This is a genomic window from Nocardioides albus, assembly GCF_014648255.1.
GTDB classification, from domain to species: Bacteria; Actinomycetota; Actinomycetes; order Propionibacteriales; family Nocardioidaceae; genus Nocardioides; species Nocardioides albus.
In genome coordinates this window covers 137159-150106 of sequence record NZ_BMQT01000009.1, presented here as the reverse complement: position 1 = coordinate 150106, position 12948 = coordinate 137159, and the positions used below count along the sequence as shown (strand labels likewise).

Sequence of the window (12948 nt, the reverse complement as noted above, 5' to 3'; positions counted from 1 at the left end):
TCTTTACGGGGCGATTCCACACTTCCGATCCGGTGCTGCCACACTGGATCGAACGGGAGAGTGGGAGTGATGTCGTTGAGTCTTCCCCGAGTGCTTGTCATCCAGCACGAGGAGACAGTTCCGCCGGCGTTGTTCGGCCATTGGCTGGCAGAGGCGGGCATGTGCGTCGACGTCTGCCGGGCCTACGCCGAGCCGATCCCGAAGCTCTCATCGCTCGACGCCTCCTACTCGGGGCTGCTCGTCATGGGTGGCTCGATGGACGCCGACTCCGACGACGAACACCCCTGGCTGCAGGTCACGCGCGAGCGGATCGCCCAGGCAGCCGAGGCCGGGATCCCGACCCTCGGGATCTGCCTGGGTCACCAGCTGGCCGCGACGGCTCTCGGCGGGACGGTGGAGCGCAGCCCGTTCGGGCTGACCGTGGGCGTTCGCCAGGTCACCTGGGAGCCTGAGGTGCTCTTCGACCCGCTGATGCGCCTGCTGGCCGGCGACGACCGCGCCATGCACTGGCACCGCGACATCGTCGGGGAGCTTCCGGAAGGCGCCGTCAAGCTGGCCAGCTCGATCGACGGGCAGGTCCAGGCGGCCCGGCTCGCGCCGACCGTGTGGGGCGTGCAGTTCCACCCCGAGGTCGACGCCGCGGCGGTCGCCGTGTGGGCCGACGAGTCCGTCGACGAGCTCGAGCAGATCGGCCGCAGCGTCGACGACGTGGTCGCGACGGCCACCTTCGCCGAGAACGAGCTGATCAAGACCTGGCAGCCGCTGGCCTTCGGCTTCGCCCGCCTGGTCCGCGAGCGTGCCGCCGCGGTCGCCCCCGGTGGCACCCGTGGCGGCGTCATCCCGGCCCCCCGGCCCTGGAGCGCGTGAAGTAGCGCAGCACCCCGCCAGCGGCATGAAACCCTGGGTGACAGAATCGGGTCCATGACGTTGCCAGGCAAGGGCGAGCTGCTCCGACTCGGCTTCAACGATCCGGACACCGCCTTGGCGGATCTGGCAGGTCTCGGCCCCGGCATCCAGGAGCTGTTGGCGATCCTGGGCCACGCCGCCGACCCCGACGCCGCGCTGGCCGGCCTGGTCATGCTCGCCGAGACCCAGGGGGACGGCTTCGTCGAGGAGCTCGCCGCCGACGAGGGGACCGCGATGCGGCTGGTGTCGGTGCTCGGCGCCTCGCCCGCGCTGACCGACCACCTGGCTCGCCAGCCAGGTCACTGGCGCGAGCTCGCGGACCCGACCCTTGGCACGACCAGGCCTGCGGCGTACGTCTTCCGGGCATCGCTGCTCGAGGCGGTCGGTGCGAAGGCGGACGACGAGTGCCCGGTGGCCACGATCCCGGACGCCGACGCGGTCGACGCGTTGCGCGTCGAATACCGCCGGTGGCTGCTCCGGCTCGCCGCCCGCGACCTGGCCCATCACCTCCCGGTCGACGACGTTGCCGCCGAGCTCTCGGATCTCGCCTGCGCCACCCTCGATGCCGCCCTGGCGGTCGCCCGCACGCGGGTGGGGGAGGAGGCGCGGTCCGTTCGGTTGGCCGTCATCGCGATGGGCAAGTGCGGTGGCCACGAGCTCAACTACGTCTCCGACGTCGACGTGATCTTCGTCCACGAGGCGGCCGACGGAGTCGGCGACGACGTCTCGCTGCGGGTCGCCACCCAGCTCGCCAGCAACCTGATCCATGTCTGCTCGGCCCACACCGGCGAAGGCACCATCTGGCCAGTCGACGCCGCGTTGCGCCCCGAGGGCAAGGCAGGTGCGCTCTCGCGCACGATCGCCGGCCATGTCGGCTACTACGAGCGTTGGGCGAGCACTTGGGAGTTCCAGGCGTTGCTCAAGGCTCGGCCTGCTGCAGGGGACCTCGACCTGGGGCAGGCGTACGTCGACGCGGTCAACCCGTTCGTGTGGAAGGCCGCCGAGCGCGACGGCTTCGTCGCCGACACCCAGGCGATGCGGCGCCGCGTCATCGCCCACATCCCCTCCAAGGAGGCCGACCGCGAGCTCAAGCTCGGCGCCGGTGGGCTGCGGGACGTGGAGTTCGCCGTCCAGCTGCTGCAGCTGGTCCACGGCCGCACCGACACGGGGATCCGCGAGCCGACCACGCTCTCCGCTCTCGCGGCGCTGACCCGTGCGGGCTACGTCGGGCGCGAGGACGGCGAGGCCATGCACGAGGCGTACGCCTTCCTGCGGCGGATGGAGCATCGGCTCCAGCTCCGCCGGCTGCGGCGCACCCACGTCGTCCCCGACGACGAGGCCTCGCTGCGCTGGCTGGCGCGCTCGCTGGGCTACCTGCGCGATCCGGTGGTGCGGCTGAAGAAGGAGTGGGGCCATCAACGGATCGAGGTGCGCCGCCTCCACGAGAAGCTCTTCTACCGCCCGCTCCTCGATGCTGTCGCCCGGATCCCGTCGGGGCAGGTCCATCTGTCCACCAAGGCTGCCGAAGAGCGGCTGACCGCGCTGGGCTACGCCGACCCCAAGGCCGCGCTGCGACACCTGGAGGCGCTCACGACGGGCGTCTCCCGACGGGCCGCGCTGCAGCGGGCACTGCTGCCGGTGATGCTGCAGTGGCTCTCCGAGGGTTCCGATCCCGATGCCGGGCTCTTCGGGTTCCGCCGTATCTCCGACGCGCTCGGGGCCACGCCCTGGTATCTGCGCTCCCTGCGCGACGAGGGCCTGGTCGCGCAGCACTTCGCCACGATCCTGTCCACCTCTCGCTACACCACCGCGCTGCTGGAACGAGAGCCGGAGGCGCTGCGCCTGCTGGGCCACGATCTGGCGCCGCTGTCCGCGGAGGCGCTGACCGACGAGATGGTCGCCCGCGCGGCGCGGCGGCGCACCACCACCTCCGCGGAGGAGGCCGTACGCCACATCCGAGCCATCCGGCGCCGAGAGCTGTTCCGGATCTCGGCAGCCGAGCTCCTCGGCGAAGCCGGGATCGACACCATCGGCGCCGCCCTGTCCAGGCTGACCGACGCCACCCTCGAGGCATCGTTGCGCACGGTCGTGGCCGAGGAGGTCGCCCGGCGCGGGATCGAGGAGCCACCGACCCGGATCGCCATCATCGCGATGGGCCGTTACGGCGGGTTCGAGCTCTCCTACGCCTCCGACGCCGACGTGCTCTTCGTGCACCAGCCGGTCGACGGAGCCGACCCTGACGAGGCGACCCAGTTCGCGCTCAAGGTCATCGCCGACCTGCGCCGACTGCTCGCCCTCCCCGGTGCCGACCCGCCCCTGGAGATCGACGCCGACCTGCGCCCCGAGGGGCGGCAGGGCCCGCTGGTGCGGACCCTGCCTGCGTACGCCGCCTACTACGCCAAGTGGTCGGGCATCTGGGAGTCGCAGGCTCTGCTGCGCGCGGACGCGGTCGTCGGTGACCCGAAGGTGCGCGAGGCGTTCACCGAGATGATCGATCCGCTGCGCTATCCCGAGGGCGGGCTGAGCGAGGACGACATCATCGAGGTGCGCCGCATCAAGGGTCGCGTCGACCATGAGCGGCTACCGCGCGGTGCCGATCCCAACACCCACCTCAAGCTCGGCCGTGGCGGCCTCGCCGACATCGAGTGGACCGCTCAGCTGCTGCAGCTACGGCACGCCTACGCAGTCCCGGGGCTGCGCACACCACGCACCGTCGAGGCGCTGCAGGCCGCCCGCGACGCCGCGTTGATCGAGGCGGACGACGCCGAGACCCTCATCGAGGCGTGGCGGATGGTGAGCCGGGTGCGCAACGCCGTCACCCTCGCGCGCGGGCGTCCGGCCGACTCGCTGCCAGCGGGGCCGGTCGAGCAGCATGCCGTGGCGGCCATCCTCGGCTATCCGGCGGGCGCCACCGACGAGCTGGTCAACGACTACCTGCGGATGACTCGTCTCGCCCATGGTGTGGTCGAGCGCGTCTTCTGGGAGTGAATCGCGACAGCAGCGTGGGGGTAGGGGCGCCGCCCCTACCCCCACGTGCGTCTACAGGTTGTTGTTGCGCGGCGGCAACCAGCCCGGAGGGCGCTGCGGCCGAGGCTGCGACTCGTCGTCGGCCTCGCCGGCGGGCTGGCCGCCGGGCTCGCCCTGGCGGTTGAACAGATTCGGCTGCGGCCCGGAGAAGCTCTCGGACGCCTGCTGGGCGTAAGGCCGAGGGGTCCAGCGCCCGTTCTGCGGCCGCAGCTGGGTGGGGCGCTGGGGTCGCTGGCCGAACATGCTGCCGATGCCTTCGCCGATGCCTTCGCCCATGCCCTGACCCGCCTGGGGGCTGCCGGAGGCCGCCGGCTGGCGGGTCGGGAGCCGCTGGAGCGACTGCCGGGGCTGCTGAAGCTGCTGCTGGGGGAGGGCTTGCGGCTGACCGGTGACGGGCAGCCCTCCCATCGCTGCGCGCTGCGCCATCGGGTGGGGGCCGGACTCGGAGCCCATCCGCTGGTCCGGGGTCCAGGGATCGTTGAGGTCGTCGTTGATGCCCGCGAACATGGTGCCGAAGCCGATCACGATCAGCATGCCCGCGGAGATCGCGAAGATCGGCATCGCCAGGTAAACCGGATCGGCGCCGCTGACGTGCCCGAGCTTGTCGTCGGGCGAGCTGTGGATCTCGAGCGCGAGCATCCCGGTGTAGTGCATGACGCACACGCCGATGCCCATGATGACAGCGGCGCCGACGCGCATCAGGCGGGACTTCACGTTGAAGGTGAAGAAGAGCGCGAGCGCCGAGGCGGCCAGCGCGATGACGATGGAGATGACGACGACGGTCGGCTTCCAGACCATCTTGGCGCTCATGTCCATGGCGTACATGCCGGTGTAGTGCATCGCACCCACGCCGGCCCCGGTGACGAGACCACCGACGATGTAGCCCGCGTTGCCGCGGAGCGCGGTCGCGATCAGCATGCCGACCATCGCGGCGATGATGGCGACCGCGAGCGAGATCAGGGTGATGCCGACGTCCAGCGCGTACGCCACATGGCTGTCGAAGGCCAGCATGCCGATGAAGTGCATCGACCAGATCGCGCCACCGCCGATCGAGGCGGCCGCGCCGAAGAGCCAGAGCCAGGACCCGATGCCGCCGTCGACTCGGCGGGCGCGGCTCGCACAGGTCAGACCGACCCATGATCCGAGAACGGAGATGATGAATGACATCCCGACCAGGGGTTGGCTGAACGCCCCGATCGTGACTTCTTCGATGGTTGTCACGCTGTCTGACTTCCTCTCGTTCCTCGCCGGATTGAGTATGGGGGATCGGCGGAGGGGGATCTGGAGACATGCTCTCGTATGCCCTAGGGGGTATCCGAACGCATTCGTAACGGGCTATCGTTCCGCTGTAGCGCAGGTCACAATAGAGGAACAGGTCCCCTATTTCCACGCGGGGGTAGGGTATCTGAGCTATGCCTGGTGATGTATATGTGCTCGAGCTCGACGACATGCAGCAGTCGGCCGTCGATCTGGGCGACCCTACTCGTCTCGTCTTCGACTACATGAGACGTATCGGGGATGTTATCGACCGTCTTCCGCCAGGGCCAGCGCGGGTGTTGCACGTCGGCGGCGCCGCGATGACGCTGCCGCGCTACGTCCACGCGACCCGTCCACGCTCCTCCCAGATCGTGCTCGAGCCCTCGGTCGAGATCATCGAGCGTGTTCGCAGCGAGGCGCCGCTGCCGCCGCGCAGCGGGATCAAGGTGCGTCCGGTCGACGGTAAGAGCGGTATCGGAGGCGTCCGCGACGACTTCGCCGACATGGTGATCCTGGATGCCTTCGACGGCGGTCGCACCCCGGACGAGCTCACCGACGCCGCCTTCGTCGAGGACGTAGGCCGTGTGCTCGCGCCCACCGGGGTCTTCGTCGTCAACCTCGTCGACCGAGCGCCTTTCCCGCGGGTGCGGAACTTCGTCGCGGCCGCCCGAGACCTCGGTGACATGGTCATCGGCGTCGAGCCGGCGACGATGAAGGGCCGCCGCTCCGGCAACCTGGTGATCGTCTGCGGCGCCCTGCCGAGCTCGCCGTTCGGATCGCCGTCGCCGATGGAGTACCGCATCTTCACCGGCCGCGCCGTCACCGACTCCTTCGGCGGAGGCGTACGCACGTAGGCTGGTGGTCATGTCGATCGAGCTGGCCCGCGCACATCTGGACCGATTCGGACGCGGTGGGGAGATCATCGAGTCACAGGAGTCGAAGGCGACCGTCGAGCTCGCTGCGGTGGCGCTGGGTGTCTCGCCCGCGGAGATCGCCAAGACCATCAGCCTCTACACCGAGGACCGCTCCGCTGCGATCCTCGTCGTCGCGGCCGGCGACGCCAAGATCGCGAACGCGAAGTTCAAGGCTCAGTTCGGCACCAAGGCACGGATGCTCGTGGCCGAGGATGTGGAGCCGATGACCGGCCATGCGATCGGGGGCGTGTGCCCGTTCGGCAATCCACCGTCCGCAGAGGTCTGGCTCGACGCCTCCCTGAAGCGTTTCGACATGGTCTATCCGGCCGCCGGGAGCGCCAACACGACCATCGCGCTCACTCTCGGTGACCTGGAGACGATCAGCGAGGCCCGCGGCTGGGTCGACGTCACGAAGCTTCCCGACACGGCCTGACCGGGTCGCCCCTCTCAAGGGGACAGCCCCGCCCTGCCGAAGCAGGAGCGGGGCTGTCTTGCTGAAAGTCAGCTAGGTCTTTGGTCAGACCGGGCGGACGTTCTCGGCCTGCGGGCCCTTCGGGCCCTGGGTGACGTCGAACTCGACGCGCTGGTTCTCGTCCAACGTCTTGTAGCCGTTGGTCTGGATCGCGGAGAAGTGCACGAAGACGTCGTCGCCCCCGTTGTCCTGGGCGATGAAGCCGAAGCCCTTGTCGCCGTTGAACCACTTCACGGTTCCCTGAGTCATGAATCTAATCCTTGTGTAAACAGGGCGACTCCGTGCCGCCCTTTGGGCGTTGAATCCACGAGTCCTGATTTCTGCTTCTGCGGAAGACCAAGTGCTGCACGAACGGTCACCGAGAGCAACCGCGAAGCGCGTGGGGACGCCTCCTTCAACGCAGACAAGCCTACATGCCACGGACCGACTTCGGGCACCCCCCTCATCTCGGCGTTTCCGGCCTCGAGAACGTCGCAGCGCGGTGTCGTGCGGACCGTCCGTTTGACAACCCCGAGCATCACATCGACAAGATCGGGGTAGTGGTCAGCCAACCGACGAGAGTGGGACATATGGACCAGCCATGGTGGCGCGAGGCCGTCGCATATCAGATCTACCCGCGTTCGTTCGCGGACTCGAACGGCGACGGGCTCGGTGATCTTCAGGGCATCACCGATCACCTGGGCTACCTCGCCGCACTGGGTGTCGACGCGATCTGGATCTGCCCGTTCTACACATCGCCGCAGAACGACCACGGCTACGACGTCGCGGACTACTGCGACGTCGACCCGATCTTCGGCACTCTCGACGACGCCGACGGGTTGTTCGCCCGGGCTCACGAGCTGGGCCTCAAGGTGATCGTCGACCTGGTGCCCAACCACACCTCCTCGGCTCACCCGTGGTTCGTGGAGGCGCTCGCGGCAGCGCCGGGGTCGCGGGCACGAGACCGCTACATCTTCCGCGACGGCCGGGGTGAGAACGGCGAGGAGCCGCCGACCAACTGGCGCTCGGTCTTCGGCGGTCCCGCCTGGACGCGGGTGGAGGACGGGCAGTGGTATCTCCACCTCTTCGACGACGACCAGCCCGATCTCAACTGGCACAATCCCGAGGTCGTCGCCGAGTTCACCAAGATCCTCACCTTCTGGCTGGAGCGGGGCGTCGACGGGTTCCGGGTCGACATCGCCCACGGGCTGTTCAAGGATCTACGCGACCAGGTCGTCCCCGAGGGACTCGCGCCGACCTCCGACGCTGCGGTGATGTACCAGCGGGGTGTCGCCGATGCGCCGATGTGGGACAACCCGGGCGTCCACGAGGTCTACCGCGACTGGCGCAAGCTGATCGACTCCTTCGACGGTGACCGGATGATGGTCGCCGAGGCCTGGACCCCCGGGCCGGCGGAGCTGCGCCGCTACGTGCGTGCCGACGAGTTCAACCAGGCGTTCAACTTCTCCTGGCTGCAGGCACAGTGGTCGGCCGAGGCGTTCACCGAGGTGATCGAGTCGACGCTGAAGGCCCTCGGCCCGTCGCGTGCGGCGCCGACCTGGGTCCTGTCCAACCATGACGTCGTACGCCACCGCTCGCGCTACGGCGACGGGCTCCAGGCGCTCCACCGAGCGCGCGCCGCGACGCTGGCGATGCTGGCACTCCCGGGATCTGCGTACCTCTACCAGGGGGAGGAGCTGGGGTTGCCGCAGGTCTATCTGCCGCCCGAATATCAGGAGGATCCGTGGTCGGAGACCGGCGAGGGTGGTCGCGACGGATGTCGGGTCCCGCTGCCGTGGAGCGGGTTCGAGCCGCCCTTCGGGTTCAGCCAGGTGCCTGAGGAGAAGCTGCCGACGCAGCCATGGCTCCCGCAGCCGGCCGAGTGGGTGGACCTGACCGTGGCGGCTCAGAACGGGATCAAGGACTCCACGCTGGAGTTCTACCGGGCGGCGCTCGGCGCCCGGCGGACGTACGCGCTCGGCGCCGATGAGGATGTCGAGATCCTGGATGCGCCGGAGGGTGTCGTCTCCTTCCGGCGCGGCGGGGTCGGTGGCTCCGAGGGTGCGGGCCGCGACCTGATCGTCGTCCTCAACTGCGGGATGGAGCCGACGCCGCTGCCCGAGGGCGAGATCGTGATGTACAGCGGTGATCCGGTCGTGGGCGACCTGCCGACCGACGCCGCGGTCTGGATCCTCGCTCCTGTCGACTGACCCGACGTCCTACCGCTGCGCGCCCGGCTGACCGTGGGCGTGCCGGCAGGCGCGCGTCGTCCCGTGGTGGCTCCGGTTGTGCTTCTCGTGGCTGTGCTTGTTGCGAAACAGGAGCGCTCCACCGGCGATCGCCGCGAATATCCACCACGGGACGCCCATCACGACCAGGCCGATCGACACGAGCAGGAAGCAGGCGACCAGCGGGAAGGCCCGCCGGCGGTTCCGGCGCGGGCGGCGAACGGCCTGTGGTGACTGCGGCATGCTCCTGGGTAGGTCAGTGAAGAGCATCTCCACGTCGGCGCGGACCCGCGCTGACCAGACCGCGTCGAGGCGCTCGTAGTAGTCGTCACCGGAGAGCCGGCCGGTCGAGTAGTGCTCGGCGAGCCTCGCCGACGCCTCCTCCCGCTCGGCCTCGCTCACCCGCAGGTTGTCGAGGTTGCTCATGTCGTCTCCCTTGCTGCAGCCGATCGACTGTCGGCGAAGTGTCCCGATATATCGCGAGGGTACGCCGGAAGGGGTGCGGTCGCAAGTGACTTTGGTCTGGTCTCAGGTGAGCAGCAGGACGACCAGCATGATCGCCGGCACCGTGGCCAGTGTGCTGACGAAGATCACGTCACGCGCCAGCAGCACGGCCCGGTCGTAGCGCTGCGCGACGACGAAGACGTTCTGCGCCGTCGGCAAGGCGGAGAGGACCGTCACCGCCAGCAGCGCCTCGGCGTCGAGCCCGAGCAGGAAACGCCCGATGACGTACGCCGCGACCGGCTGCACCACCTGCTTGGTCGCGACCACGGCGGCGAGGTCGAGCGGCGGCACCCCGCGCCCCGGGAGCGGGCCGAGCCGGAGCGCGACCCCATAGGCGATCAGCATCGACGGGACCGCCATGCCTGCCACCAGGTCCAGCGGGTCGGAGACCGCGACCGGCAGGTCGAGATCGGTCACGGAGAGCGCCACCCCGATCAGGGAGGCGACGGTGATCGGATTGGTCAGCGGGCGGCGTACGACCGCCCAGAACGAGAGTCTCGTAGTGCTCGCGTCGGCGTCGAGGATCACCAGCGCCAGCGGTTGGAGTACGAGCATCTGCAGCAGGAGCGTCGGCGCGACCAGGATCGGGTCGCCCAGGACGTACGACGCGATCGGAAGGCCGAGGTTTCCGGCGTTGGCATAGCTGCCGCACAGGGTCGCGACCACCGTGGTGCCCAGGTCGCGGCGACGTAGGCGTGCGACGGTGACGATCAGTGTGGCCGAGACCAGCACGGCGCCGGCGACGGCGACCAGATTGCCCGAGAACACGAAACCGAGGTCGCTGTCGTCCATCACCGTGATCAGCAGGGCCGGGCTGGCGACGTAGAACGCGAGCGTCGAGAGGGTGCGCTGGCCCTGCTGGTCGAGGATCTTGAGCTGGGCGAGCAGTGCGCCGAGGGCGATGAGGACGCTGATCGTGGCGAAGCCGGTGAAGACCCCTGTCACGACTAGCTGTCGTGCCGTACGACGAGTGGCACACGGGGCTCGAGGGGGAACGGCATGTAAAGAATCCTAGACCGCGGCGCGGTCCGCGCCCTGCACGGTGTGATCCCTGAGACCGACGTTCGGCGTCACAGATCGACGCGGTCGCAGATCGCCTGCGCCCAGCGTTCATAGCCTGCCGGCGAGGCGTGGAACCCGTCGGCGGCGAAGAAGGACGGCTCCGCGGGACCGAGGTCGGCGGAGCCGACCCACTGCGCCGACGTACGTGCCGCAGGGTGCGGGGGGGGAGTGACGGGAACGCACCGAGCCCGAGCGCCCGCCACTCGACCGGACGCCCGGTCCGCTTCGCGACCGCCCGGTCGGATCGTCGTGACGTACGTGCTCTTCCGTCGTTCTACAGCGCGTGCTCCCGGCGGGTCTCCGACGGCGGCTGAACGCTGGGCGAATGTCCCCGGAAGGTTTGACACAGGCGCTCCTCACCGCGGTCACCGTTGGTGTACAAGACATAGGAACCACGGCGCGTGACCCCACTCACCGCGCGCCGGCCCTAGCATCACGCCCAGCTGTGAGCGCTCGACCACGACCCTCCCCTCACCCGAAGGAATGCGAAGCCATGTCCGACTTCATCAGCGGCATCTTCAACCGTCACAAGAACGAGCAGCCGAAGGCAGGGGAGGGCGAGTCGACCGACGTCTCCGCCCCTGGCTCCGGCGAGAACCTGGCCACCACCGAGGCCGGCGTGTACGTCACCGAGCCCCCGGCTTCGCCGGTCGCCGAGCCGGTCGCTGACACCGTCACCGAGCCCGTCATCGAGCCCATCTCCGAGGTCCCGGCGGTCGACCCGCTCTCCGACCCGGGGCACGTCGTCACCGACACCGAGGAGGCCCCGGCCGCCGAGGTCGCCGAGCTCGCCGTCGAGACTGTCGAGATCAGCGGCGATGTGGACCGCGACGTCGCAGGTGAGGTCGCCGTGACCAAGCCCGTCGAGGCTCCTGTTGACGAGGTTCCGGGCGAGGCGGTCGAGACCGAGGGGCCGTTCGAGGGCCTCGACGCCGAAGCCCCTGCCGCCGTGACCACCGAGGAGGTCGAGGAGACCGTTGCCGAGGAGCCCGCTGTCGAGGAAGCGCCGGTCGAGAGCGATGCAGTCGTCGACGCCACCGACGCCGAGGTGACGGAAGCTGCGGACGAGGTCGTCGCTGAGGAGGCTGCCGTCGAAGGTGCGACCGAGGACGTCGTCGAGGCCACCGAGACCGGTGAGGTGACCGAGGTCGAGGTCGACGCCGAGGACACCTTCGTGCCCGCCGACACGATCGAGTCAGACGAGGCCGACGTCGAGGTGACCGACGTCGTCGAGGGTGGCACCGAGGAGACCGTCGTCGAGCCGGAGGGTGAGGCGCTCGCCGAGGAGGTCGCTGTCGAGGAGCCGACCGAGGTAGAGGACGCCGCCGTGGTGGCCGCGGACGAGGGTGAGGCGTCCAAGGTCGAGGGCGTGGAGTCCTTCGAGCCGGAGGCCGAGGTGACCGAGGAGACCGTCGTTGAGGCGGAGGACGAGCTGACTGCTGTCGAGGCAGAGGAGACGTTCGAATCGGCCGACCTGGCCGAGCCGCTGGAGGTCGACGCCGAGCCGGCTGACGAGGTTGTCGACGAGGCTGCTGACGTGATCGAGCCTGTCGAGGGCGACGCGGAGGGTGTGGACGTCGTCGAGGATGAGGCGCCGGCCGTCGAGGCTGCTTCCGACGAGATCGCTGTCGAGGAGGCGCCGGTGGAGACCGAGGACGTCGTCCCGGCTGCCGAGGCCGACGAGACCGTCGAGACTGTTGACGAGCCTGCCGAGGGCGTCGAGGAGGTCGAGGCGGCCGTCGAGCCGACCGACATCGTCGAGGAGGCGCCTGCGGAGACCGAGGTCGAGGGCACCGAGGTGATCGTCGACGAGGCGCCGACCGAGGACGCCGTCGACACCGTCACCGAGGAGACCGAGTCGGTCGAGGAGCCCGCCGCGGTCGAGGAGATCGTGTCCGAGACCCCCGCGCCCGGCTTCGCGCCGGAGCCGGTCATCGAGCCGGAGCCGACCGCCGACTCGACCCTGACCGGTGTGCTGCGCGCCGCCCGTGCCGCCCGCGAGGAGCGCGGGAAGTCGACGGTGAGCGAGGGTCTCGTCGAGCGCCTGGTCCACCACATCGTGGCCAAGGTCGACGGCGTACACGCCATCGACGACGAGGGCACCGTGGTCGACATCGCCGACGACGTCGCCAACATCACCGTGTCCTACGTGATCGCGTACGGCACCCCCGTCAAGGCCAACGCCGTCGCCATTCGCACCCAGGTCATCGAGGCCGTCGAGGACTACTTCGACATCGACGTCGAGGCCGTCGACATCAACGTGAGCGACTTCCACATCGCCTGATGCTCGCCGGATGGCATGAGAGCCTCGGAGCGCGTCGTGCTCCGAGGCTTTCGCCCATCCGCTGGTCGAGCCGCCGGAGCCGCCCCGCTGGTCGAGCCGCCGCAGCCACCCCGCTGGTCGAGCCGCCGGAGCCGCCCCGCTGGTCGAGCCGCCGGAGCCGCTAGGCGGAGGCGTGTCGAGACCAACACGGTTGGTTCGGGAAACCTTGCCAATGTGACCGTTTCTTCGTTTCTGGGTTCGCCGCCGACCCTTGTATTGATTGTTTCTCGATCAGCCACCGCCTCAAGGACGGGCCTTCGGCCCGCCGGCTTCGCC

The 12948-nt window shown here is 69.4% G+C and carries 10 protein-coding genes; 6 read left to right on the top strand and 4 right to left on the bottom strand.

Going from position 1 to position 12948, the window contains the following annotated elements:
* Positions 1–90: 90 nt before the first annotated feature.
* Complete coding sequence (locus IEY84_RS19410) at positions 91–867, top strand: type 1 glutamine amidotransferase (RefSeq protein WP_183545989.1); 777 nt, start codon at positions 91–93, stop codon at positions 865–867.
* A 54-nt stretch (positions 868–921) separates the two neighbouring features.
* Entirely contained in the window at positions 922–3894 is a 2973-nt protein-coding gene (locus IEY84_RS19405; protein WP_183545987.1) for a bifunctional [glutamine synthetase] adenylyltransferase/[glutamine synthetase]-adenylyl-L-tyrosine phosphorylase, read from the top strand.
* Between the two features lie 51 nt (positions 3895–3945).
* Here IEY84_RS19405 and IEY84_RS19400 read toward each other — a convergent pair whose 3' ends face one another.
* Complete coding sequence (locus tag IEY84_RS19400; RefSeq protein ID WP_183545985.1) at positions 3946–5154, bottom strand: MHYT domain-containing protein; 1209 nt, start codon at positions 5152–5154, stop codon at positions 3946–3948.
* A gap of 191 nt (positions 5155–5345) precedes the next feature.
* Between IEY84_RS19400 and IEY84_RS19395 the strand changes: the two genes are divergently transcribed.
* Positions 5346–6044 (top strand): spermidine synthase, encoded by a 699-nt coding sequence (locus IEY84_RS19395; RefSeq protein ID WP_183545983.1) that lies wholly within the window; start codon positions 5346–5348, stop codon positions 6042–6044.
* Between the two features lie 10 nt (positions 6045–6054).
* Positions 6055–6537: a YbaK/EbsC family protein gene (locus tag IEY84_RS19390; RefSeq protein WP_183545981.1), complete on the top strand. Its 483-nt coding sequence runs from the start codon at positions 6055–6057 to the stop codon at positions 6535–6537.
* A gap of 84 nt (positions 6538–6621) precedes the next feature.
* On the opposite strand, the gene IEY84_RS19385 is transcribed toward IEY84_RS19390, so the two are convergent.
* Positions 6622–6825 carry a cold-shock protein gene (locus IEY84_RS19385; protein WP_091053181.1) on the bottom strand — a complete coding sequence of 68 codons (204 nt, stop codon included), beginning with the start codon at positions 6823–6825 and terminating at the stop codon, positions 6622–6624.
* A 320-nt stretch (positions 6826–7145) separates the two neighbouring features.
* On the opposite strand from IEY84_RS19385, the gene IEY84_RS19380 reads away from it, so the two are divergent.
* Positions 7146–8765 (top strand): glycoside hydrolase family 13 protein, encoded by a 1620-nt coding sequence (locus IEY84_RS19380; protein ID WP_183545979.1) that lies wholly within the window; start codon positions 7146–7148, stop codon positions 8763–8765.
* Positions 8766–8774: 9 nt separating this feature from the next.
* On the opposite strand, the gene IEY84_RS19375 is transcribed toward IEY84_RS19380, so the two are convergent.
* Entirely contained in the window at positions 8775–9209 is a 435-nt protein-coding gene (locus tag IEY84_RS19375) for a DUF1707 SHOCT-like domain-containing protein (protein WP_183545977.1), read from the bottom strand.
* Between the two features lie 102 nt (positions 9210–9311).
* Positions 9312–10232, bottom strand: a complete 921-nt coding sequence (locus IEY84_RS19370; protein WP_183545976.1) for an AEC family transporter — start codon at positions 10230–10232, stop codon at positions 9312–9314.
* 610 nt (positions 10233–10842) lie between these two features.
* Here IEY84_RS19370 and IEY84_RS19365 point away from each other — a divergent pair.
* Entirely contained in the window at positions 10843–12633 is a 1791-nt protein-coding gene (locus tag IEY84_RS19365) for an Asp23/Gls24 family envelope stress response protein (protein WP_183545974.1), read from the top strand.
* The last annotated feature ends 315 nt before the right edge of the window (positions 12634–12948 follow it).